The organism is Roseofilum capinflatum BLCC-M114, assembly GCF_030068505.1.
GTDB classification, from domain to species: Bacteria; Cyanobacteriota; Cyanobacteriia; order Cyanobacteriales; family Desertifilaceae; genus Roseofilum; species Roseofilum capinflatum.
Map to the genome: position 1 here is coordinate 45,165 of NZ_JAQOSO010000084.1, position 22,235 is coordinate 67,399.

20 protein-coding genes are annotated in these 22,235 nt (G+C 46.0%); 12 read left to right on the top strand and 8 right to left on the bottom strand.

The annotated features are described in order from the left end of the window. Positions 1 to 2 precede the first annotated feature (2 nt). Together PMG25_RS15520 and PMG25_RS15525 are read left to right on the top strand one after the other, a co-directional pair. Positions 3 to 1,079, top strand: coding sequence for an NAD-dependent epimerase/dehydratase family protein (locus tag PMG25_RS15520; protein WP_283767806.1), 1,077 nt, complete (start codon positions 3 to 5; stop codon positions 1,077 to 1,079). Beyond that, positions 1,080 to 1,886, top strand: a complete 807-nt coding sequence (locus PMG25_RS15525; RefSeq protein ID WP_283767807.1) for a WecB/TagA/CpsF family glycosyltransferase — start codon at positions 1,080 to 1,082, stop codon at positions 1,884 to 1,886. Here the strand turns inward: PMG25_RS15525 and PMG25_RS15530 are convergent, their stop codons facing one another. The 3 genes from PMG25_RS15530 to holA form a co-directional block, all read right to left on the bottom strand. Continuing rightward, complete coding sequence (locus PMG25_RS15530) at positions 1,887 to 3,380, bottom strand: sugar transferase (RefSeq protein ID WP_283767808.1); 1,494 nt, start codon at positions 3,378 to 3,380, stop codon at positions 1,887 to 1,889. Between the two features lie 242 nt (positions 3,381 to 3,622). Then, complete coding sequence (locus PMG25_RS15535; RefSeq protein ID WP_283767809.1) at positions 3,623 to 4,132, bottom strand: DUF4168 domain-containing protein; 510 nt, start codon at positions 4,130 to 4,132, stop codon at positions 3,623 to 3,625. A gap of 148 nt (positions 4,133 to 4,280) precedes the next feature. Next, positions 4,281 to 5,264 carry a DNA polymerase III subunit delta gene (holA, locus tag PMG25_RS15540; protein WP_283767810.1) on the bottom strand — a complete coding sequence of 328 codons (984 nt, stop codon included), beginning with the start codon at positions 5,262 to 5,264 and terminating at the stop codon, positions 4,281 to 4,283. A gap of 11 nt (positions 5,265 to 5,275) precedes the next feature. Here holA and PMG25_RS15545 point away from each other — a divergent pair, with 11 nt between their 5' ends. From PMG25_RS15545 to PMG25_RS15570, 6 genes are all read left to right on the top strand, one after another. Further along, positions 5,276 to 6,397 (top strand): TRAP transporter substrate-binding protein, encoded by a 1,122-nt coding sequence (locus tag PMG25_RS15545; protein WP_283767811.1) that lies wholly within the window; start codon positions 5,276 to 5,278, stop codon positions 6,395 to 6,397. 204 nt (positions 6,398 to 6,601) lie between these two features. Then, positions 6,602 to 8,716: an ATP-binding protein gene (locus PMG25_RS15550; RefSeq protein WP_283767812.1), complete on the top strand. Its 2,115-nt coding sequence runs from the start codon at positions 6,602 to 6,604 to the stop codon at positions 8,714 to 8,716. 37 nt (positions 8,717 to 8,753) lie between these two features. Beyond that, positions 8,754 to 11,153, top strand: coding sequence for an ATP-dependent helicase (locus PMG25_RS15555; RefSeq protein WP_283767813.1), 2,400 nt, complete (start codon positions 8,754 to 8,756; stop codon positions 11,151 to 11,153). A gap of 454 nt (positions 11,154 to 11,607) precedes the next feature. Further along, positions 11,608 to 11,775 carry a hypothetical protein gene (locus PMG25_RS15560; protein WP_283767814.1) on the top strand — a complete coding sequence of 56 codons (168 nt, stop codon included), beginning with the start codon at positions 11,608 to 11,610 and terminating at the stop codon, positions 11,773 to 11,775. Between the two features lie 32 nt (positions 11,776 to 11,807). Further along, the gene (locus PMG25_RS15565) at positions 11,808 to 12,095 is read left to right on the top strand and encodes a nucleotidyltransferase family protein (protein ID WP_283767815.1); all 288 of its coding nucleotides are present in this window, start codon (positions 11,808 to 11,810) and stop codon (positions 12,093 to 12,095) included. Further along, positions 12,092 to 12,457, top strand: a complete 366-nt coding sequence (locus PMG25_RS15570) for a HepT-like ribonuclease domain-containing protein (protein ID WP_283767816.1) — start codon at positions 12,092 to 12,094, stop codon at positions 12,455 to 12,457. Before PMG25_RS15565 ends, PMG25_RS15570 begins: the two co-directional genes overlap by 4 nt. 159 nt (positions 12,458 to 12,616) lie before the next feature. Here PMG25_RS15570 and PMG25_RS15575 read toward each other — a convergent pair whose 3' ends face one another. Then, positions 12,617 to 14,539, bottom strand: a complete 1,923-nt coding sequence (locus PMG25_RS15575) for a S9 family peptidase (RefSeq protein WP_283767817.1) — start codon at positions 14,537 to 14,539, stop codon at positions 12,617 to 12,619. 236 nt (positions 14,540 to 14,775) lie between these two features. Here PMG25_RS15575 and PMG25_RS15580 point away from each other — a divergent pair, with 236 nt between their 5' ends. Both PMG25_RS15580 and PMG25_RS15585 read left to right on the top strand, forming a co-directional pair. After that, positions 14,776 to 15,351 carry a Uma2 family endonuclease gene (locus tag PMG25_RS15580; RefSeq protein WP_283767818.1) on the top strand — a complete coding sequence of 192 codons (576 nt, stop codon included), beginning with the start codon at positions 14,776 to 14,778 and terminating at the stop codon, positions 15,349 to 15,351. A 332-nt stretch (positions 15,352 to 15,683) separates the two neighbouring features. Continuing rightward, complete coding sequence (locus PMG25_RS15585; RefSeq protein ID WP_283767819.1) at positions 15,684 to 16,121, top strand: Hsp20/alpha crystallin family protein; 438 nt, start codon at positions 15,684 to 15,686, stop codon at positions 16,119 to 16,121. 301 nt (positions 16,122 to 16,422) lie between these two features. Here the strand turns inward: PMG25_RS15585 and PMG25_RS15590 are convergent, their stop codons facing one another. The 3 genes from PMG25_RS15590 to PMG25_RS15600 all read right to left on the bottom strand — a co-directional run bounded on the left by PMG25_RS15590 (position 16,423) and on the right by PMG25_RS15600 (position 19,451). Next, positions 16,423 to 17,382, bottom strand: coding sequence for a 3'(2'),5'-bisphosphate nucleotidase (locus tag PMG25_RS15590; protein WP_283767820.1), 960 nt, complete (start codon positions 17,380 to 17,382; stop codon positions 16,423 to 16,425). Positions 17,383 to 17,568: 186 nt separating this feature from the next. Further along, the gene (miaB, locus tag PMG25_RS15595; protein ID WP_283767821.1) at positions 17,569 to 18,927 is read right to left on the bottom strand and encodes a tRNA (N6-isopentenyl adenosine(37)-C2)-methylthiotransferase MiaB; all 1,359 of its coding nucleotides are present in this window, start codon (positions 18,925 to 18,927) and stop codon (positions 17,569 to 17,571) included. Positions 18,928 to 19,115: 188 nt separating this feature from the next. Then, positions 19,116 to 19,451: a hypothetical protein gene (locus tag PMG25_RS15600; RefSeq protein ID WP_283767822.1), complete on the bottom strand. Its 336-nt coding sequence runs from the start codon at positions 19,449 to 19,451 to the stop codon at positions 19,116 to 19,118. Positions 19,452 to 19,493: 42 nt separating this feature from the next. Here PMG25_RS15600 and cdf31 point away from each other — a divergent pair, with 42 nt between their 5' ends. Both cdf31 and PMG25_RS15610 read left to right on the top strand, forming a co-directional pair. Beyond that, a complete protein-coding gene (cdf31, locus tag PMG25_RS15605; protein WP_283767823.1) occupies positions 19,494 to 20,387 on the top strand; it encodes a CDF family zinc efflux transporter Cdf31 in 894 nt (297 codons plus the stop codon). Between the two features lie 161 nt (positions 20,388 to 20,548). Beyond that, the gene (locus tag PMG25_RS15610; RefSeq protein WP_283767824.1) at positions 20,549 to 21,442 is read left to right on the top strand and encodes an amino acid ABC transporter substrate-binding protein; all 894 of its coding nucleotides are present in this window, start codon (positions 20,549 to 20,551) and stop codon (positions 21,440 to 21,442) included. Between the two features lie 92 nt (positions 21,443 to 21,534). Here PMG25_RS15610 and PMG25_RS15615 read toward each other — a convergent pair whose 3' ends face one another. After that, a complete protein-coding gene (locus tag PMG25_RS15615; protein WP_283767825.1) occupies positions 21,535 to 22,032 on the bottom strand; it encodes an HNH endonuclease in 498 nt (165 codons plus the stop codon). Positions 22,033 to 22,235 lie beyond the last annotated feature (203 nt).

Genomic DNA, 22,235 nt, shown 5'->3' on the forward strand with positions numbered 1-22,235 from the left:
TCATGAGTATTGCGATTATCACTGGTTCTGCGGGTTTAATTGGCTCCGAAGCCTCCAAATTCTTTGCCGGAAAGGGCTTAGAAATTGTTGGAATTGACAACGATATGCGCCGAGTGTTTTTTGGGGATGATGCCTCGACGACGTGGAACCGCCAGAGATTAGAGAGTGCTTTGGGCAAACAATACAAGCATTTAGAACTGGATATTCGAGATCAAGAGGCGATCGCCAAACTCTTCCAAGACTACAGTAAAGATATCGCCCTCATCGTCCATACCGCCGCCCAACCCTCCCACGACTGGGCCGCCCGTGACCCCCACATGGACTTCACCGTTAACGCCAACGGAACCCTGAACCTCCTGCAAGCAACCCGCGACTTTGCCCCCGAAGCGCCTTTTATCTTCACCTCCACCAACAAGGTTTATGGGGACACTCCCAACCGTCTGCCCCTCATCGAACAAGAAACCCGATGGGAAATTGACCCCGAACATACCTATAACACCGGCATTCGGGAAGATATGTCCATTGACCAAACCACCCATAGTTTATTCGGCGCGTCTAAAGTTGCTGCGGATGTGCTGGTGCAAGAATATGGTCGCTATTTCCAGATCCCAACCGCCTGTTTTCGCGGCGGATGTCTCACCGGGCCGAACCATTCCGGAACGCAACTGCACGGGTTTCTCGCCTACCTAATGAAATGCACCGTCACCGGCAAACCCTATACCGTCTTTGGCTACAAGGGCAAACAAGTGCGGGACAATATCCACAGCGCCGACTTAATCAATGCCTTCGATGCCTTCTTCCAAGCGCCGCGAGTCGCCGAAGTTTACAATACGGGAGGCGGGCGCTATAGCAATTGCTCCATGCTCGAAGCGATTAAAATTTGTCAGGAAATTGCGGGCAAGGAGTTAAATTCAACGTATTCTGAAACCAACCGCATTGGCGATCATATTTGGTGGATTAGTGATAATGCCAAGTTTGCCAACCATTATCCCAACTGGAAACACCAGTATGATGTGCCCCAAATCTTGCGGGAAATTTACGAATTTAATCAAGAGCGTTGGGAAAAGGAGACGATTTAAATGATTGATGCTGGAAAGCGGAATATCCTGGGAGTTCTCGTTAATGCGATCGATTATGAAGGAGCAGTTGCCCGGATTATTGAAGCCGCCAAAGAAAAAAAAGGGCTATCGGTTTCTGCCCTTGCTGTTCATGGGGTAATGACGGGCGTTCTGGATAATACCCACCGCTTCCGGCTCAATCATATGGATTTAATTTGTCCCGATGGGCAACCCGTGCGTTGGGCGCTGAATTTTCTTCATAAAGCGGGATTATCTGACCGGGTATACGGCCCCAATTTAACCTTGAGGGTCTGCGAGCGAGCGGCTCAGGAGGGGCTGCCCATTTACCTGTACGGGTCTCGACAAGAGGTTTTAGATGCTTTTTCTCGAAATTTGTGCGATCGCTACCCTCAGCTCAAAATCGCCGGATCTCAGCCCTCCCGCTTCCGGCAAACCAGCGCCGAAGAACAACAAGAAATTAGCCAAACCATCAAAGACAGTGGAGCAGCCATTACCCTAGTCGGTTTAGGCTGTCCTCGCCAAGAAGTCTGGGCCTATGAATACCGCGATCGCCTTTCCATGCCCCTTTTAGCCGTCGGTGCAGCCTTCGACTTCCATGCCGGACTCCTGCCCCAAGCCCCCCCGACCCTGCAAGCCGTAGGCCTAGAATGGTTCTATCGCCTCATTCAAGAACCCAAACGACTCTGGAAACGCTATGTTTTTCTCAATCCCTATTATGTGTGGCTCTTAAGCTTGCAAATTTTGGGCTTGCGTAAATTCGATCCAGATAGTGCCACTCCGCCAGAAAACGAACTCCGATATGGTTAATTAATACGCCCCTTTACGCCCTAAAACCACCTGCACCGTTTTCAATAAAATCTCAAAATCCAGAGCCAACGACCAGTTATTAATGTAAGACATATCCAACTTAAACGCATCTTCAAAGTTTTTAATATCCGATCGCCCCGAAACTTGCCAAAGCCCCGTAATTCCCGGCAGAACATTGTGGCGCATAAAGTGGTGTTCAGCAAATCCTTCCACATCTCGCAAAGGCAAAGGGCGAGGGCCAACTAGGCTCATTTCCCCAATCAAAACATTCACAATTTGGGGCAATTCATCCAAGCTATAGCGGCGTAAAAATTTACCGACTCTGGTAATTCGCGGGTCATCTTTCATTTTGAACAGAACTCCCCCTTTAATTTCATTTTTAGCTTCGAGTTCCTTCATCAACTGATCAGCATTGATGACCATGGTGCGGTATTTCCAGACCTTAAAGTGTCTCCCCTTGAGTCCCATGCGCGTTTGCTTAAAGAAGATCGGCCCTGGGGAATCGATTTTGATGGCGATCGCCAGAGCAATGAAGAGAGGACTCCCTAAGAGTAAAATCAGCAACGATACCAAGACATCAAACGTCCGCTTCATCCAAAAATCACTGCCCAATAAACCCGGAGGCTGAAACTGAATACTGGGCATTCCGCCAATCATCTCAATTTTGGGATTATGATGGGGAACTTCTAGACCAATGGGCAAAATTCTTAGAGCAATTCCGGCATTTTTTAAACTCCAGTAAAGGGGCATAATATTGCCGACGACATTCCAGGAACAGAAAAACACCTCCCCCACACCCAGAGATTGAATTTCTTCAAGAACGTGAGACCATTGATTGGTATTGCTTTGTAGAGATAGATCCAGTTGTCCCGCGATCGTAAACTCTTTGTTGCTATCGAGTTTTAGGGCAATTTTAGCAATTAGGGTATCTTTGGAATTACCGATCAGAAAAATCCGACGAGGCACTCGACCCTGGCGACGAAGATTGGTAATCATGGCTTCGGCAATTAACCGTGCTGTGCCAACATATAAAATCACAAATAACCAGGATAGGAAGAACATCGACCGAGAAATAATCAGACCCGGTTGATAGATAAAGGCAATGACGATTAAGACCCCTTGAGCAAAGGTAATACTTCTAAGTAAATGACCAAACTGACGACGACTACCGCGATCGCCATATAATCCTCCTGTGGCAATCATCCCTAGGGTAATCCATAAGATTGGAAATAGAAATCCGGGTTGCTCTGGAGTATGGGCTAATAAATGAAAGGAGGGAACATGATCTAACCACTCGACTTGTTCTACAATCACCTTCGCACTCTTCCAAGCCAAGGAAATCATGACCGTATCTAAGCACAGAAAAGCTAGAATTCTCAGCCAAGCAGCGATTATACCTCGTCGCAGACCCACAATCGTGGGAACCCGCAAATCAACATGACCCTGGGCTGATTGATGGGTTTTGTAAGGAGTTTGGGGCAGATTATCTGACATAGTTTAACCTTGGCTGCCGCGATCGCAGATGGAATCTTGAGTTTCAACTGAATGATATCCGGAAGTAGCTTTAATTTTACCATTCTCAAGATCGGTTGTCCAAAGGTTAACTCTCCCCTTCCAATCTTTGGGGTTTTATGGGTATTTTTTATTTGTCTCGAATATAATCTCTAGGAGGCGATCCCTAAGAAATAGCCGCGATCGCCTGTTGAGGGGTCACTTAAACACCCATTTTTACCGATTTAACGGCAAATCTGTAATTGTGAATATCGGCTATTTTGACACAATTGCTGAAAAGCTTGCGTGATTTGAGGATACTGCATAGGGTTTTTCCCATACATCATAGTCATTTGACGAAACTCTTCTGGGGACAAATCATGCTCTTCTAAAACCGTTTGTGATTGACTACAAAAATTTTGTAAATAGCTAATCATCGTTGGAGGAATTCCCGCCGTATTACTCACCGTTCCTGCCTCTAGGTTACAATCAAAAACAGGTCTATTTCCTGTTGAGACCAGTGCTTGAGTATTCTGCAAAGCCGTTTCACGAGCCAATTCAATCTCCAAAACCGACTGCACAAAGTTAGACATTTGTACAGGAGAATTAAATTGAGCTTGTGCAGTGTTGGCTCCAGTCAATCCTCCACATACCGATAATAGAGTGGCGAGCAACGTCCGGCAGATCCATTGACGATGAAATCCGAATCGACCAGAAGACCGAAGTAGCAATTGAAAATTAAAGGAATCATTCATGATGGCGCTTTCAAAACACAAGACTATCAACTCTTTTGAATTCTTTTAGGAGGGTGAAGTTCCAGCTCTCCCCCAGATGGCTGGGTATCCTCTATAGCGCTGGGGGCTGGTCACCAGATTAAGTCTTAGATTAAGTCTTAATTGTACGTTAAGACTTCCGATAGAGCTGACACATCTGGATAACGTGAGTCTGGAGTATTTCCCGTTCCGGTTTTCCTTGCTTGAGTCCCCACTCCAGGGAGAGCAAGAGGGGTAGAGTCTGCTGTAATGAGGTCAAAGGGAGCGATCGCACCTCTTTTTTGAGAAAATAGACCCGTTTAGGATTATTGACCTCAGCAGCTTGGGCAATTTGGCGATCATCCCGTTCCCCACTCTCAACCATCAATTTAACCCAGAACCACGTCCGAAACTGCCCTACCAAGGTAGCCACCACCCTTAACGCGGGTTCATTCCTCTGGAGTAAACCCTCAATCAAACTTAAACTCCGATCCACCTCACCTTTAGCGATCGCCTGGGCCAATTCTAAACTCGTTTGCGTATTCGAGACCACCAACCGCTCCACATCCTGGTGACTCAACACACCCCCATCAGCATGATACAGTGCCAACTTCTGCAACTCATTCACCAATCGACGAGTATCATTACCCACCGACTGACTCAAAACTTCCGCCCCTCCCTGAGTTAATTTTACCCCCTCTTGACTCGCCATCTCCTGAACCCGTTGCAACAGCAAATCCGTCTTCCAGGGCGCAATTAAGGCAAATTCGCGAAATTCAGCGTACTTTTGCATTAACTTGGTCACTTTCAACCGTTGATCCGGTTTTCCCGCTACAGTCAATAAGAGTACGGAAGATTCTAGCAAAACCGGTAGAGTCCGCTCTAACTCAGCCAATAGACTCCCAGAAGCCTGTTGAAACAGCCCCGTATTCACCAACCACACCAACCGATTTCCAGCCCCAAACGGCGGAGTCATCGCTTGGTTCAACGCTTCCATCACACTATCCGACTGATCCGGTAAGACCTCAGTATAATTAAACGACATCCAACTCGGATCGAGCAAGCGATCGCGCAACCGCTTAACCGCCTGCTCCATCGCAAACTCATCATCCCCCCAATACACATAAATCGGCATTAACCCAAACCATGAAACGTCGAAACCTACTCAACAAAATTGCCCTAGGCGCAGCCAGCACCTATACTATCACCGCCTGTCAATCCCCCAACCCTCCTGAACCCACTCCTGAACCCACCCCCAGCCAACCCCTCATCCGTTGGCGCATGGCCACCAGTTGGCCCAAATCCCTAGATATCATCTTTGGAGCCGCCGAAATCCTCTGTCGGCGAGTCGAACAAATGACCGAAGGACGCTTCAGCATTACCCCCTATCCCGCCAATGAAATTATTTCTCCCCTACAAATTCTTGATGGTGTCATTGCAGGAACCGTAGAATGTGGCCATACCAATCTTCTCTTTTCCTTCGATCGCAATCCTGCCCTAGGACTTATTTCGGGCCTGCCCTTTGGCATGAACCTTCAACAGCATAATGCCTGGTTTTATTATGGAGGAGGACTAGAGGCCATGGAGAAAATCTATCAAGGCTTTGGCGTGAATGCCTTTCCCGCAGGCAATACTGGCCTACAAATGGGAGGATGGTTTAATCGCAAAATTAATACTGTTGATGACCTCAAGGGTTTAAAAATGCGAATTCCCGGTTTAGGCGGTAAAATCCTGGAACGACTCGGCTGTGAAGTCCAAGTTTTACCCGGAGATGAAATTTTTCCCGCCTTGGAACAAGGCAAAATAGATGCTGCCGAGTGGATTGGGCCCTATGATGATGAAAAACTAGGACTGAACCGCATTGCCCCTTACTACTACTATCCCGGTTGGTGGGAACCCTCATCTATTCTGATTGCCTTAGTTAATCGTACCCAATGGGAGCAGCTCCCCAAATCCTATCAAGAAATTTTTCGGTCGGCTGCTCGTGAAGCCTATTTTTTAACCATCAGTCGATATGATGCTGCCAACGGAGAAGCCCTAGAACGAATGGTTTTAAGTGGCACTGAATTACTGCCCTATAGCCAAGACATTTTAGAGGATGCTTACCCAGTTGCTTTAGAACTTTATCAAGAGTATGCCTCAGATAGTGAAGACTTTGCTAGAATTTATCAACAATGGAAACAATTTCAATCTTCAATTTCCAACTGGTATACAACCAATCAACTGACCTATTCCAGCTTTCGATCAGGTATCGATCCAATCAATTAAATATTCTGTCCCTAAACTTTATCCGTTCATAACTCTTAAGTGCAGCACTTTACTTACAGTTAACCCATTATGTTTGATAAAATCACTAGGCATTTTCAAAGATCGATTCCTAAGATCGGGAAAATCATAAAAATAAAACCACTCACTATTAAAGACAAACTTAACGTTGCTTTTGGTGGATTGATCGGAGCTACCTTTGTGATTATGGGCGTAAATTATTGGAGCAGTGTACAAGCGACCTTAAATATTAATCGTACTCAAGAATTACGAATGCCGATCGCTCTTTCATCTTCCGAAGCACAAAGTAACTTGTTAAAAATGCTCTCCAATGTACGGGGATATTTAGTGACCGGAGATTCAAAATTTCGAGATCAATATCAAGAATCTCGACATGCCTTTGAAAAGAATTTAGCAGAAATGGAAATTTTATTTCAACAGTGGCAAGTCCCGATACAACTGGAACAGCTAGAAAATTTACGCAGATTTTATGAGATTTGGTCAGAATTACCGCCCTATTTATTTGATTTAAAAGACGATCGATTACAGAGTGAACCGGCCTTTCGTCTGTGGCAAGAAGAAGGAGAAATTATTACGCTTCAAGTCTTGGGCAACATCGATCAAATGATTCAGGAACAAGATCAAAAGTTTTTATCACCCACCAATCTAGAATTACTCCAAGAAATGGTGGATTTAAAAATAAATTTTTCTTTGTTAATTGCTGATGTTAGCAATTATATCACAACTCGCCAAGATGAATATCGATTTGATTACACCGGGCATTATCGTAAGAGTAAAGACAGCTTAGATTTTCTTCAGTCACGCTCTGATTTTCTCAGTGAAAGTCAACAAATATCGCTCAGAGAGGTTTTGGCTAAAGTATCTACCATAGAAGGAACTATAGAAGAATCTTTTGCAATTATGAAGGGCGATCGCTATCGAGAAGATCTTTATGTCTATCAGAGTAAGGCAGAGCCGATCGCTCAAGAAATGTTGATCATTTTAAATTATATTGCTCAAACTCAAAAAGGACAATTTACATCAGAATTGAAATCTGGAGTTTCTAGCCTAAATTCCTCACAACTACAAACCCTAATTGGCTCCATTTTTATCCTTATTTTAGGAATATTGATGACCATTATATTACGAAGAAAAATCTCCGATCCCATTCATAAATTAACCGAGGCAACTAGTGCTGTTCGAGCCGGCAACCTTGATGTAAAAGCATCGGTTTATTCTGGAGATGAAATTGGTATTTTAGCCAAAACATTTAATGAGATGACAAATTCTTTGAAAACTTCACTTAACACCTTAGAGAAATACAATAAAAACCTAGAATTAATTGTAGAAGAGAGGACAGAAGAATTGCAATCTAAAAACAAAGAATTACAAACCACACTGTATAATCTCCAAGAGACTCAATCCCATTTAATTCAAGCTGAAAAAATGTCAAGTTTAGGGCAAATGATTGCCGGTATTGCCCATGAAATCAATAACCCAGTCAGTTTTATTCAATGTAACCTTTCTCCCTTGACGGCTTATTGTCAAGATTTACTTGAATTAATCAAAGATTGTCAAGAAAATTATCCAGACGATCTGCAACTTGCAGAAAAAATCGAGGATATTGACCTGGAGTATATTGAGGAAGATTTGCCAAAATTGGTAGAATCTATGAATATGGGAACCCATCGTATTCATGAAATCATTTTATCCTTGAAGAATTTTTCTAGAATCGATCAGGCGAACTTGAAAGAAGCCGATATTCATGAAGGAATTGAAAGCACATTATTGATTTTACAGCATCGATTGAAATCAGCTAGAAATAACGGGAGAACGATTCAACTGCAAAAAGAATATGGGGATTTGCCCTTGGTGGAATGTTATCCAGGGGAACTCAATCAAGTGTTTATGAATATTTTAGCGAATGGTATTGAGGTTTTAGAATCTGAAATTTCAGATGCTATGGTAGACTCCAGTCCGATCCATTTAGAAGTGGAAGAGGGGGTTTTAACAATTCATACAGAATATCGTTCTTCAGCAGACACAATTGTCATTCAAATTCGAGATAATGGGCCGGGTATGGAGTTGCAAACTACAGAAAAAATATTCGATCCTTTTTTTACGACTAAACCTGTGGGCAAAGGAACGGGTTTAGGGCTATCCATTAGTTATAAAATTATTGTTGAACACCATAAAGGGATGTTAAAATGTTATTCAGAACCCGGTCAAGGAGCCATGTTTGAAATTGAAATTCCTGTTCATCAGAGCTTGACATCATCCCCAAATGAAAATCAGAAATTAGGTGCAGGGAGTTTAGCTTGAACGGGGAATGGGTGATTAATGTTTAAAAGTGGAATTTATGGTTGATTTTCTCTCAAGCACAACTTCTGAAACGCCGATTTCCGATCCATTAGAAAGCGCCTTAAATTCGATTCGCCACCAGTTGCGGGAAGGGCAAAGACAGATGGCTGGTTGGCAAGGGGGAGAATTGGCGGTTTCGGCGGTTCCGGGATCGGGTAAATCTACGGGGATGGCGGGTGCGGCGGCGATCGCCATTGCTCAAAATCGTCTCCATACCCGTCATCAACTGGTAGTCGTGACGTTTACCCGTTCTGCGGCTGCGAGTCTAAAGGGCAAAATTCGCCGCCATCTGCAAACCTTGGGCTTACCCTCCACTGGCTTTGTGGTGCATACGCTCCATGGGTTGGCTCTGCAAATTGCCACGCGCCACCCAGAGTTATCTACCCTCAGTTTAGACGCGCTTACCCTGATTTCTCCTAACCGATCGCACCAACTCCTGCGCCAAAGTGTGGAAAATTGGGCTAATAGCCATCCCCGACTCTACCAAAGGCTATTAGAAGGCAACCAGTCCGACGGCGAAGAAACGGAACGCCTGCGTCGTCAAGGGGTGCTGCGAACTGAAGTTTTACCCTACTTAGCCTATACTGCAATTCATGAAGCCAAAAGCTCTGGTTTATTGCCCTCAGATCTCTTGGAGCTGGCACAAATTCAGGAGAGTCAAACCTCTGGAGAGGATTACCCGATTTTACGCATTGCGGCGGGACTTTATGAAACCTATCAGCAGCAACTGCGATCGCGCTCTTTAATCGATTATGATGACATGATTCTGGGAGCCTTGCGGGTTCTGCAAGATGTGGGCGCAAGACGGTTATGGCAAAATCAGGTCTTTGCCGTGTTTGAAGATGAAGCCCAAGACTCCAGTCCCCTACAAGCGAAACTGCTAGAAATTTTAGCCCAAGAGGATAGTGATTCCATCGGCGCGGGTTCTGTAGGGATGGGTTTGAAACCCGCCCCTACCAGGGAAAATGGGGATAAACCCACCATCAACCTGATGCGAGTGGGCGATCCCAACCAAGCCATTAACTCCACTTTTACCCCAGCCGACCCCATTTATTTTCGCCAATTTTGCGATCGCCTACAAACCCAAAACCAACTCATCGCCCTCGACTGTGCCGGGCGCTCTAGTCCCATTATCCTCCGCGCTGCTAACTTCATGCTGCAATGGGTTAACCGGCATATTGACAACCAAAATCAACCCGCCCCCTTACCCTTCAGCGAACAACTGATTAAACCCGTACCTCCCGAAGACCCCCAACCGGACGCAAACCCAGCCCCCGAAGGCAAAGGTTTAGAACTCTACAGTCCCCGCGATGTCTTCCAAGCGGTAGAATGGATTGGCGATCGCATTCATACCCTATTTACCCAAGACCCCTATCGCAGCGCCGCCGTCCTCGTCCGTACCAACGATCAAGGACGGTTTGTCGCCCACCAACTGCGGGAGAAATACGGAACCGAAATTAACCTCTTTGAAGTCGCCGAAAGCGATCGCCACTCCCACGTCCCCGCCGAAATACTCAACCTGCTCAACTTCCTCGAACGTCCCCATTCCCCCGACGCACTCAAAGCCGCCCTCACCGTCCTCGTCAACCGTCGCCTCATTCCCCCCCAAGACCTCAACGCCCTAGCCAGCTTACCCGAAGTCTTCCTCTATCCCGGCCCCCTCGACTCTCCCGGAGATGACACCAGTAAAAGCGCCCGCCGCTACTGTCGCGCCCTGCTTCGGGCAAGAATAGACTTACCCCTTTACCAACTCATTCCCTTTCTTGGTCTCACCCTACGCTATAGCCAAAACGAACTCGCCACCGCCGATAAATTAGCAGAACGAGTCACCCAGCAAACCCTAGGCGACTCGTCCCTGTCGGCTCTGTTGAGAGTTCTAACTGAAATTGTCCAATCAGAACGATTTGAGCCAGTTGAAGTAGATACCGCCGATGATTCCCCTTATATGCGGCCCAATCAGCTTACCATCATCACCATGCATAAAGCCAAAGGATTAGATTGGGATTATGTCTTTTTACCGTTTCTACACAAAAACATGATTCCTGGCAGTTTCTGGACTCCGCCCCAAACCCGGTTTTTAGGAGAATTTAGTTTAGCCGAAGTCGCTCGCGCCCAAATTCGGGCCCATTTACACGGAGATCCCATTCCAGAGGGACATCAAGCTTGGATCGAGGCCGAACAGCTCAAAACCGCCGAAGAATATCGCCTACTCTATGTGGCCATGACTCGCGCCAAACGGCTCTTATGGATGTCTGCGGCGAACAAATCCCCCTTTACTTGGAGCAAATTTAACGTCAATCGCCAAATGAGTCTCCAAGCTCAACCCGTTTGTCCAGTCTTCCCCGCCTTAAAGCGTCAATTTCCTGAATCTGGGATGCCAATTAAAATTGATCCCTAAACGTCAGAATTGCTCAGATTTAGATGGGGTATGCTTCCAAGCTCAAGGGGTGACCAGGATACTCGATGGTATAGAGTGTTAGGGTTTGAGGCGATCGCTGCGATCGCCTCTTGTTGGCCCACTTTGAGTCAAATCTGATTCTAATTTGGTTCAGTGTCTATAATCCACAAGAGGTGACCAGTCTATCTTCGCTCAGAATTCGGGATACAGCGCTTCGCGCTAGGGAATAGGGAATAGGGAATAGGGTTGTGGTACATGGCTTTGAGCCTTTAAAGCTGTACACCATAACAGCGCAAAGCGCTGTATGAAGATTTATTAAGATATAGCAACAATGGCTACAACTTAGAAAATACAGGAGACTATGCCCATTATCCCCAGGTCTTGCACTGTGATGCACAAGTCATGCAATCCCCATCTACTAGCCGTGATTGTCTTTCCATAACCATAAAAGATCATGGCATTATTTACAAAAACACCTAAAAAACGCCGTCCTATTGGTTTGTGTGAAGGTGAATTTATTGTACCTGATGATTTTAATGATCCCCTCCCTGAAGAAATAGATACTTCGTTTTCTGGTCTTTTCCGTGCTAGTCCTAACAAGAGCAAATCTGCTACAATTTGATCAACTGACCAAATCGATTCAGGTAATTCACCATGAACTTACAACAATTAAAGCAATACCGCTCTAATATTATCAAATTAGCTGAACAATATCACTCTACTAATATTAGAGTGTTTGGTTCAGTTGCTAAAGGTGAAAACACCGAAAATAGTGACATTGATTTTTTGATTGATCCCAATCCAGAACAAGATTTATTTGATGTCATTCGCTTGCGAAGGGCATTACAAGAACTGCTGAACTGTGATGTTGATATTGTGCATAGCACAGCCTTACATCATACTATTAAACAGGAAGTTTTATCATCCGCAATTCCCCTATGAATAAACAAAAATCTCCTCTATTTTTTCTTTATCACATTAAAGAATCTATTGAAGCGATCGCCATTCATATTCAGCACGGAAAAGAAAGTTTTTTAACCAATCGAACAGTAAAAATGGCTGTACTTCGTGAACTAGAAATTATTGGTGAAGCAGCCAATAAACTCCCTGATGAATTAAAAAATCAGTATCCTTCAGTACCTTGGCGGGATATTACAGACTTTAGAAATATTCTCGCTCATCATTATTGGGCAATTGATTTAGAAACCGTCTGGAATATTATCCATAATCCTGATAAATTACCTGACTTAAAAACTCAAGTAGAAACTTGTATTCACGAGTTAGAAAATCGAATTTCTGAATAGCTACTGTTTTGACTTGAAGGAAAGATACTTATTCGATCTTGTAGTTAGTAGTATAGCCTTTCTCTATTACATGAGATATCGCCCTCTCCCCCAACCCCCTCTCCCACGGGAGAGGGGGCTAAAATTGTTTCGCCCAGCCATGTCTAATCCTTAAACCAATCAATTCATAATCTCAATTTCACCCCCCTTGTCAGCCACCTCATAGCCAAAGACGCGGGAATAAAAGTAAAATTCGCCATCAAGAGCGCGTTTAATGTTTTCGGCTTTGCGGAAGCCATGTTGCTCTCCTTCAAAGGAAACGTAGGCAACGGGTAAACCCTTTTCTTTTAAGGCGTTGACCATCATTTCTGCTTGATTGGGGGGGACGATTTTATCTTCGAGTCCTTGGAAGAAGGCGACGGGACAGGAGAGTTGTTGGGTAAAATGGATGGGCGATCGCTCAACATAAATATCCTTACGTTCTGGATACGGCCCAATCAACCCATCTAAATAGCGTGATTCAAACTTATGGGTATCCGTGGCTAGAGCTTCTAAATCGCTGACTCCATAGTAACTCGCGCCCGCCTTAAAGGTGTCTCGGAACGTCAGAGCGCACAGGGTGGTATATCCTCCCGCGCTTCCCCCAGAGATGGCTAACCGATTTTCATCTACTTTACCCTGCTCGGCCAGATACTTGGCTCCATTGGCGCAATCATCCACATCCACAATACCCCAAGCGTCATTTAACCGTTGGCGATACTCCCGACCATATCCGGTGCTTCCCCCATAGTTGACATCGAGGATAGCAAACCCGCGACTTGTCCAATATTGCAGCTTAAGATTAAATCTACTCGAAGTGGAAGCCGTCGGCCCTCCGTGACTTTTCACCAATAAGGGGGGTTTTTCGCCCTCTGGTGCTTGGTAGTCTTTGTTTTGGGGTGGATAATAGAACCCATAAGCGGTTAAGCCGTTTTCTGTGGGGAAGGAAATGGACTCTGGAACGGAGAGATAACCGCGATCGATTTCAAGCTGGCTAGACTTATAGATAATCTCTAGATTGTCGCCCGATATATCCAGTTGAATTAAGGCACTCGGTTGGGTTGCTGATGCTGCTGAGAGGATAATCTGATTTCCGCGAACTTGGGGAGCAGATAAACTCGTGTAGGGAGTGGGAATAACGGTGAGGGTTTTGCTTTGGGTGTTGAGTTTGGCGAGGGTATCGTTGCCCTTTTCCGAATAGATACAGATGATGGTTTCGGCATCCGCAAAGGTGTAGGTACTCATGCCAAAGACCCATTGGGGAAGCCCAAATTCAGCGTTTTTGGGGAAGAGGGGGTCTATAGAGCTACCTTTCCAGCGATAGAGATTCCACCAGTTCGTGCGATCGCTCACAAAATACAGTACCCCATCCGGTGACCATTGGGGTTGAAAGATCGATTCCGTCGTACTTCCCGCCACTAAAGTCGCTGTGCCTAATGTACCATCCTCATTCACCGGCGCAACCCATAGCTCAGTCCCGTCCCAAGGCATATTGGGATGATTCCAGCAGATCCAGCAGAGTTGGGAACCATCCGGACTTAAACGAGGACAAGCGTAAAAATCATAGCCTTCGGTCAGAGTAGTGGGGTTACCCGTTTCTAGGTCAATGCTAACGATGCGGTTAACCGGTTCTCCTTCCCCGCTATGGTCTTCTTGCACGCTTACGAGACAGTTGCGGCGCGAGTCTAAACGGAAATCAGCATAACGGTGTGGACTTTCCCCCGTCAAGGGTTGGGGGTCTTCACCCACCGGTTGCCGATAGAGCCGTTGATCGGAAAAATTCACAAAATAGACCCCTCGTTCGTCTATTAAATAGGAACCTCCACCATATTCATGAACCCTAGTCCGCACATTGTAGGAAGCGGGGGTAATATCCTGGGTTTGTCCGTCTGAAGTGCGTTGGACAATGACACTGCGTCCCCCTTCACTCGGACGACCTTCTGACCAGTAGAGGGTATCTCCATCAATTCTAGGGCCACCGAGGGCGATCGCACCTGCCACAATTAAGTCTGAGGTAATGGGAGATGTCCAAGATCCATAGGGACTCATTTGAGGTTCAGTCATAGGTCAAAATGGGAATAGGGTCTGCACAGTTTATGGTAATCGGGAATGAGCAAATGGGAAATCCTCATCTTAGAACTCATATCCAATCCTTTACCATAAAATGGAGGTAAAATTGGAAATAGTAGCCCTCTCGATACTGTATTCGCCTCCCATAGAGCCAACTGACCCCAAGCCAGACCCATTTTCAATTTTTTCGGCTCTCACCGACATCAAAATTTTTAATTGATATAACCCTGATGAACTCAGAACCCATTACCTTAAACCTCAAAACGGTTCACTTAAGCGACGAGCAATTCTATCAACTCTGCCACGTGAACGAACAGTATCAACTCGAAGAAACCGCCAAAGGAGAACTGCTTATTATGTCCCCAGTTGGTGCTATTAGTGGCAATCGAGAATCCGACTTAAACGCAGATGTCGTAATTTGGAATCGTCAAACTCGACTCGGAAAAGTCTTTAGTTCTTCAACCATTTTTGTCTTACCCAATGGTGGCAAACGTTCTCCCGATGTTGCCTGGATAGCCAACGATCGCTGGAATAGTCTCGCACCAGAAGACCAAGAAAAATTTGCCCCAATATGTCCTGATTTCGTTATAGAATTGCGCTCTCGTACCGACTCCTTAGAGCAACTACAAGCCAAAATGCAAGAATACCTAGATGCAGGCTTACAGCTCGGTTGGCTCATCGACCCCCAAAACCAGCAAGTCCAAATCTACCGCCAAAACCAACCGATAGAAACCGTTCAATTACCCAGTCTCCTCTCAGGAGAAACCGTCTTACCCGGATTCACCCTTGAATTAGACCCATTCTGAACTCTATATCGAAGGTGCGGAGATTGCGATCGCCATTTAGCAGAGAACCGAACTTAGGATCTTGATTTTTTTCGCTAACCTAAGAGCAAGCACCAGTGAAAACGGAGTAACCAAAGGGTTGTTTCATGCCTCTATGAGGGTTATGCCATTTTCTAGAATTCTCTTGATGTTTCAACCGGTTCCTAAACTTAGGAATCGGTTTTTTCTTGTTATTCATTAGGCAGTTCGGAGACTTGCATCAACCGAGGGAGAAAAACCGAACCTGACATTCAGAGAAAGTTTGTTAGATTGAATTCATCAAACAAAGATAACTCTTTTAGGAGGTTAACACTATGCCTTTAGTTCGTTGGGAACCCTTCCGAGAAATCGATACCCTGCAACGCCAAATGAATCGCTTGTTTGAGGATTTAGCACCTAAAGAAGCGCTCTATAATCAAGGTGCTTTCCTGCCGGCGGCTGAACTGCATGAAACCCCTGAAGCGTTTAAGATTAAATTAGAAGTTCCGGGAATGAAACCCGAAGATCTCGATATTCAAGTAACGGCTGAAGCGGTTTCTATTTCTGGCGAACGGCGCAGCGAAAGCACCACGGAAGAGAAAGGGGTAACTCGCTCTGAGTTTCGCTATGGTCAGTTTCAACGAGTGATTCCTTTACCGAACCGCATTCAAAATAATAATGTGGAAGCGGAATATAAGGATGGTATTTTGCACTTGACTTTACCAAAGGTTGAGGAAGAACAACACAAGGTCGTTAAAGTTAAAGTGGGTTAAGGTTAGGATCTGTAGGGGCGAAAAATTTTTCGCCCCTACTATATCCTTGGTTGTTAGCCTAGCTTGGGGTGCGTTACGCTTCGCTAACGCACCCTACTGCCGTGACACAGCTAAAAATGTGTATTAGCGTAGGGTGGGTTAGGCGGCTAAAACCTAGACTCTGACAGCAATCTATCAATCCGCCGTAACCCACCATTTTAGGGTTGTCACGGCACTACTGGATTGTTTCAGCTAATTTGGTGCTTTAGGAGTGCGTTAGCGTAGCGTGTCCGAAGGACAAACATCTTGCTCGCTTGTTATACTATTGGTTTAAAACGGCGATAATTTTCTCGTGCAGCACGCCGTTACTCACCACAACGCCCCGATTATTGACCATTTTCTGCCCATCGGCAAAATTGAGAGGTTTTCCATACATATCGCTCACCTTGCCTCCGGCTTCTTCGACAATAATTGCACCGGCAGCATGATCCCAAATATTTTCCCGATAATCAGGATATTTAGGAGAGGGTAAGCGCAGGTAGAGGGCGGCTTTTCCGGAGGCGACGATGCCATATTTGGCTTGGGAGTCTACGCGCACTGATTCCGCCGTAATGCCGACGGCTTGAGCCATGGCGTTTTGCCGAGATTGGTCGCCATGGGCGGCTTCTACGCTTTCGACAAAGCGCAAGTTGTCTTTATCGTCGGGACTGACGACATGGATGGGTTGCAGTTCTCCTCCCGCTAAGGGTCTCATTTGCGCTCCTTCTCCGCGCACGGCAATGTAGAGCATACCGGGTTCTGCCCCTTCGACGGGCATGGCGGGACAGGCTAAAACGCCGACTTTGATATCCCCGTCTTCAATGAGCGCTAGAGCGACGGCATACTGATCTTGACGCAAAAAGCCTTTTGTGCCGTCAATGGGGTCTAGCGTCCAATATCGGGGGGATACGGAGCCATTTCCATGGTCGATCCAGTCGGTTACTTGGTCGGCGGTGGCATCGGGGATGATGTTTTGCACATAACCGAGCATTTTGTTGAGGGTGTCGGCCATTTCTGGTTTGCGTAGCTCGGTTGCGTCTTCTTCGCCGACGATGGGATCGTTGGGAAAGATTTCGCCGAGTGCTTTGCAAATAATGGCTTGGGAGCCGTAATCTGCGACGGTTACGGGGCTTTTATCTTGTTTTTCGATCGCCTCTGGAATGTCTTGGCGTACCTGCTGACAGAGTTTTGCGGCTAAGATGGCCGCTTCCATGGCTACCTGTTTTTCGCGATCGTAGGACATAGTTGCCTTAAATAAGTGGTTATTTCTCGAAGATGTCGTTTCTATCTTGGCAAGAGGATGGGCTGCTGTCACTACATCCAGGGGGCGATCGCGGTTATTCTTTCTCCTGAGTATAACCGGTAGGGGCTTGTATACAGCGCCGAAGCGCGGTAATAGGTAACAGGTAATGGGTCTGTCTGCTATATCTTATTGATCGCCAGTTCCCACGGCTATCCTCTGCTCTCCAGTTAAGCTAAAGGCACGAGTTTCGGTGATTTTCACCTGTACCAATTGACCTTTGAGTTGCTCAATATCTCCGGTAAAGAAGGTTAAGCGGTTGCCGTCCGTGCGTCCCATAACTTGGGTATTATCCTTGGGATTTTGGTCTTCGACTAAGACGGTTTCCATGCGGCCGAGATAGCGCTGCGATCGCTCTTGTGCTTTAATGGCGACTAAATGATTCAGCCTCTGGAGGCGATCGCTCTTCACTTCTTCACTTAACTGATTCTCCCATACCGCCGCTTCTGTCCCCGGTCGTGGGGAATAGGCCGCCGTATTGAGCTGGTCAAAGCCAATATCCTCGACCAACTCTAGGGTATGCTCAAACTGTTCCTCTGTTTCTCCAGGGAATCCCACAATCGCATCCGCACTAATTGACGCATCCGGCATATAATTCCGAATCTTATCAATAATGCGCCGATAGCGCTCATGGGTATAGCCGCGCCGCATGGCCTTAAGAACCTCATTATCCCCAGACTGAAAGGGAATGTGAAAATGCTTACAGACCTTCGGCAACTCAGCACAAGCGCGAATTAACCGCTCCGTGAAATAGCGGGGGTGACTCGTAGCAAACCGAAGCCGCTCTATCCCTTCCACATCATGGACAAAATAGAGCAAATCCGTAAACGTATTTTCCCGTCGTCCTTGGGGCGTGATTCCGGGTAAATCCCGACCATAAGCGTCAATATTTTGGCCTAACAGCGTCACCTCCTTATATCCCTGTTGGCCCAACTGTTCCATTTCTTCCCGAATAGCCTGGGGAGTGCGAGATTGTTCCACCCCTCTGACTCCCGGAACCACACAATAGGAACAGCGCTCATTGCAGCCATAAATCACATTCACCCAAGCCGTAATCCGGCTATCGCGCCGGGGTTTGGTGATATCCTCCATGATGTGAACCGGTTCGGTGGCTACCACCTGGTTTCCTTCTAGGACTTGTTCCAACAAATCCCCTAAGCGGTTAGCATGTTGGGGCCCCATGACTAAATCGAGTTCCGGAACCCGACGCAAGAGCGCTTCCCCTTCCTGTTGAGCCACACATCCAGCCACAATCAGGGTTAAATTCGGGTTGTCTTGTTTGCGTTTGGCTTGTCTGCCTAGATAAGAATAGACTTTTTGCTCCGCGTTATCACGAATGGTACAGGTATTGTAGAGAATTAAATCCGCTTGATACGGGTCTTCTACGGATTCAAAGCCGATATCGTCGAGAATGCCGGCCATGCGCTCTGAGTCAGCCTTGTTCATTTGGCATCCAAAGGTAGTAATGTGATAACGACGGTGAGTCATAAGGTTTTAGAGTTGATAGGGGACAGGGGACAGGGGACAGTTAATATACCCCATTTGTGCTTGGGTGAGGTACATCTCAATCCCCACTCAATCCCCCTCTTGAAAAGCAGGGGGTTTTCATTTTCACAAATTATACCGCAAAAAACTTGAATCTTTTGCTAATTCGTCATCCCCAGGTTTGGCTTCCCTTATTCCAGATAGGCATTGAGATCTTCAATGACACGGGTTAGTTCAGCTTCCGTACTCAGGCGTAGGCGATCGCTCTTCAGAGTCACCAACACCTTAGCCGCAAAGGGAGTGGCATAGATATTCGGATTACAGAATACCTCCAAGAAAACCTCCCCATTATGGCGGTATTCCATGGGAGGTTGAGGTGCTTTTCGTCCTGAAGTCACCGGTTTTGCCGCAGAAGCCTTGAGGGTGTCCATCAATTGATTAATGGCCCCTTTTAGGTCTTGGGCAGCTTCAGGAGTAAAATTAAAAGAGACGGAGCCTTGGGCCAAGTTAAGGGTCAGTTGGGTCATAAGTTGTAAACCAGATAAGACTATTGTATATGCTTGAAGATCATGGTGAAGGATATTCGCTCTCAAGTCCGTCAGGTACTCTTAATTACGTTAGGACTCAATGTACTGGCGTTGTTGATTAAGGTCGTGGTTAGTTGGAAAACTGGGTCGTTGAGTTTATTGGCCGATGCGCTTCATAGTATCACTGATAGTGCCAATAATGTATTGGGATTAGTGGCCAATCAACTGGCTTCTCCCGAACCCGATCGCGAACATCCCTATGGACATCAGAAATTTGATGCCATTGGTGCTTTAGGCGTTTCGGCATTTTTAGGCTTTGCTTGTTTTGAAATTGTCTCCAGTTCCGTTGAGCGTCTGATGTCTAGAGGCGATCCCCTGACGATCGCCTTCCCCGATCTATGGATTTTGCTGATTGTTTTAGGGATTAATATTTTTGTTGCCTTCTATGAGCGGGGAGTCGGTCAACGCATTGGTAGTGGGATTTTAATGGCCGATGCTAAACATACCATGAGTGATGTTTGGGTCACCATTATGGTTTTAGGTGGATTAATTGGGGTGGTGCTGGGATATCCCCTCTTCGATGTCTTGTTAGCATTTCCGGTGGCTGTGTTGGTATTTTATAGTGGTTGGGAAGTCCTGAAGGATAATTTACCCTGGCTCGTGGATGAAATCGCGATCGCCCCTGAAGCCATCCACGATATAGTCATGGAAGTCCCAGGGGTCATTAACTGTCATGATATTGCCTCGCGGGGTGTGGTCGGTCGTCAAGTCTTTATTGAAATGCATTTAATTGTTGATGCGATCGATGTGGCCAGTTCCCATGAAATTACTGAAGCCGTAGAAGCTCACTTAGAGGATAAATATCACCCCGTCCGTGTTCTCATTCATGTGGAACCCCCTGATTATCATTGCGATCGAATTACGTTTCCATCGTGAGCCGATCGGGATCGTTTTTCAAAGTTTTCCACAGAATAGGTTGTTTTTCCACAGTTTCCCGGTGCTTTTCCACAAGTTCAGAGGATAAATTCAAGTTTTCTACAAACTCGATTAGACTTGAGTATGATTGATCAGATTGGTGAATCCGGTAAGAAACAACAATGAAACAAAATTTGGCGATCGCCGCCCTAACTCTACTGTTTTCAGGCAGCCTATCCTTACCCAGTTGGGCCGAAACCGTGATGGAAAAAGTCATGCGTACAGGGGTACTAACGGCAGGGACTCGAACCCATACAGCTCCCTTTGCTTATATTAATGAGGAAGAAGAGTTGGTGGGCTATTCAATTGATATGCTTGACCGAATTCGACAGGAAATAGAAGCCCAACTGGGTAAAGAAATCACCTTAGAATTAGTGGAAGTGACTCCCGATACTCGGATTCCTTCGATTACGAATCGCACCGTTGATTTGGTCTGTGGAGTCACCAGTTTTACTTGGGATCGGGATATTTTTGTAGATTTCTCTCTCAGCTATGCTGTCACTGGTACTCGTTTACTGGTCAAACAAGGGGATACATTAGGGTCGCCAGAATCTTTAAGTGGGAAAAAAGTAGGGGTATTGCTGGGAACCACCAACGAGCAAGTGATTCAACTGATTCAACCCGATGCGGATTTGGTTCCCATGCGCGGTAGTGCGGAAGGATTAGCCGCTCTGCAAGAAGGAGAAATCGATGCCTTTGCTTGGGATGGAATTCTGTTAGAAGGATTACGGAAAACGGCTGGCGATCCTGATGAGTTCAGCGTTGTACCGGACATTCCCTATACCCGTGAAGGGATTGCCTGTATGATGCCCGAAGATAACTCTACCTTCCGCGATCTGGTGAACTATACCCTGGCTAAATTCATGCAAGGTTACCTGATGGAGCGCCCAGACGATGTAGCCGTGGTTAATCGCTGGTTTGGCCCGGAAGGGGTCACTCCCGTTAACGAAGATTTAGTGGTCGAGTTTTTCCGAGATATTATTGATACCCATAGTCAAGTGCCGATCGCCCCATAGGGTCTACTGTATGGGTAATGAACTGTTCTAGAGAGCTAGACCATTACCCATAACCAAGGTTTTAAAAAACCCCTGACTATTCAATCAGGGGTTTAGATGCCAATCACATATTTTTTCCATTCTTGATGTGTACCGCTCGTCACATGCTTGTGCAGCTCAAAATAGAGACTGCTGTATGGTTTTCGCGGGGGATGAGATAAACTCATGAAGGCTTCTTCTGGAGTTCGGTTTCCTTTTCTGACATTACAGCGTACACAGGCCGTAACTAAGTTTTCCCAAGTCTCGCCTCCTCCGCGCGATCGCGGAATCACATGATCGAGGGTTAACCCTTCTCCCTTCTGTCCACAATATTGACAGGAATGGGAATCCCTGTATAAGATATTTCGTCTGGTCAAAGGAATTTCTTTATAGGGAACTCGGATATAGTGCCGCAGTCGAATTACGGTTGGTAAGGGAAAACCGGGACACAATAATTTACCATTGTGTTCCACTTGTTCGGCTTTTCCCTTGAGCAACAAAACAACCGCCCGTCGCCAGGTAGCGATATTGAGCGGTTCGTAAGAGGCATTTAACACCAGAACCTTGCTCATGGATATAATGAATTGCAAAAATATTTTCACATAGCGTAGCACATTGTTTTCAGTTCAGCATGAAATCCGTTCGATCGGGCCCTTGCTGTTCTTCCTCTACCCGAAAAACACGGTATTTAATCAACCATTTTAATACGGATATTCTTTATGGGTTTTTGCGGATTCACAGCAGGACTTCATGAAATCTATACTAAAGATTCAAT

Bases quoted from the DNA above. Each gene is read 5' to 3' on its own strand.
- PMG25_RS15520 (WP_283767806.1), top strand. From the start codon at position 3: ATGAGTATTGCGATTATCACTGGTTCTGCGGGTTTAATTGGCTCCGAA.
- PMG25_RS15525 (WP_283767807.1), top strand. From the start codon at position 1,080: ATGATTGATGCTGGAAAGCGGAATATCCTGGGAGTTCTCGTTAATGCG.
- PMG25_RS15530 (WP_283767808.1), bottom strand. From the start codon at position 3,380: ATGTCAGATAATCTGCCCCAAACTCCTTACAAAACCCATCAATCAGCC.
- PMG25_RS15535 (WP_283767809.1), bottom strand. From the start codon at position 4,132: ATGAATGATTCCTTTAATTTTCAATTGCTACTTCGGTCTTCTGGTCGA.
- holA (WP_283767810.1), bottom strand. From the start codon at position 5,264: ATGCCGATTTATGTGTATTGGGGGGATGATGAGTTTGCGATGGAGCAG.
- PMG25_RS15545 (WP_283767811.1), top strand. From the start codon at position 5,276: ATGAAACGTCGAAACCTACTCAACAAAATTGCCCTAGGCGCAGCCAGC.
- PMG25_RS15550 (WP_283767812.1), top strand. From the start codon at position 6,602: ATGGGCGTAAATTATTGGAGCAGTGTACAAGCGACCTTAAATATTAAT.
- PMG25_RS15555 (WP_283767813.1), top strand. From the start codon at position 8,754: ATGGTTGATTTTCTCTCAAGCACAACTTCTGAAACGCCGATTTCCGAT.
- PMG25_RS15560 (WP_283767814.1), top strand. From the start codon at position 11,608: ATGGCATTATTTACAAAAACACCTAAAAAACGCCGTCCTATTGGTTTG.
- PMG25_RS15565 (WP_283767815.1), top strand. From the start codon at position 11,808: ATGAACTTACAACAATTAAAGCAATACCGCTCTAATATTATCAAATTA.
- PMG25_RS15570 (WP_283767816.1), top strand. From the start codon at position 12,092: ATGAATAAACAAAAATCTCCTCTATTTTTTCTTTATCACATTAAAGAA.
- PMG25_RS15575 (WP_283767817.1), bottom strand. From the start codon at position 14,539: ATGACTGAACCTCAAATGAGTCCCTATGGATCTTGGACATCTCCCATT.
- PMG25_RS15580 (WP_283767818.1), top strand. From the start codon at position 14,776: ATGAACTCAGAACCCATTACCTTAAACCTCAAAACGGTTCACTTAAGC.
- PMG25_RS15585 (WP_283767819.1), top strand. From the start codon at position 15,684: ATGCCTTTAGTTCGTTGGGAACCCTTCCGAGAAATCGATACCCTGCAA.
- PMG25_RS15590 (WP_283767820.1), bottom strand. From the start codon at position 17,382: ATGTCCTACGATCGCGAAAAACAGGTAGCCATGGAAGCGGCCATCTTA.
- miaB (WP_283767821.1), bottom strand. From the start codon at position 18,927: ATGACTCACCGTCGTTATCACATTACTACCTTTGGATGCCAAATGAAC.
- PMG25_RS15600 (WP_283767822.1), bottom strand. From the start codon at position 19,451: ATGACCCAACTGACCCTTAACTTGGCCCAAGGCTCCGTCTCTTTTAAT.
- cdf31 (WP_283767823.1), top strand. From the start codon at position 19,494: ATGGTGAAGGATATTCGCTCTCAAGTCCGTCAGGTACTCTTAATTACG.
- PMG25_RS15610 (WP_283767824.1), top strand. From the start codon at position 20,549: ATGAAACAAAATTTGGCGATCGCCGCCCTAACTCTACTGTTTTCAGGC.
- PMG25_RS15615 (WP_283767825.1), bottom strand. From the start codon at position 22,032: ATGAGCAAGGTTCTGGTGTTAAATGCCTCTTACGAACCGCTCAATATC.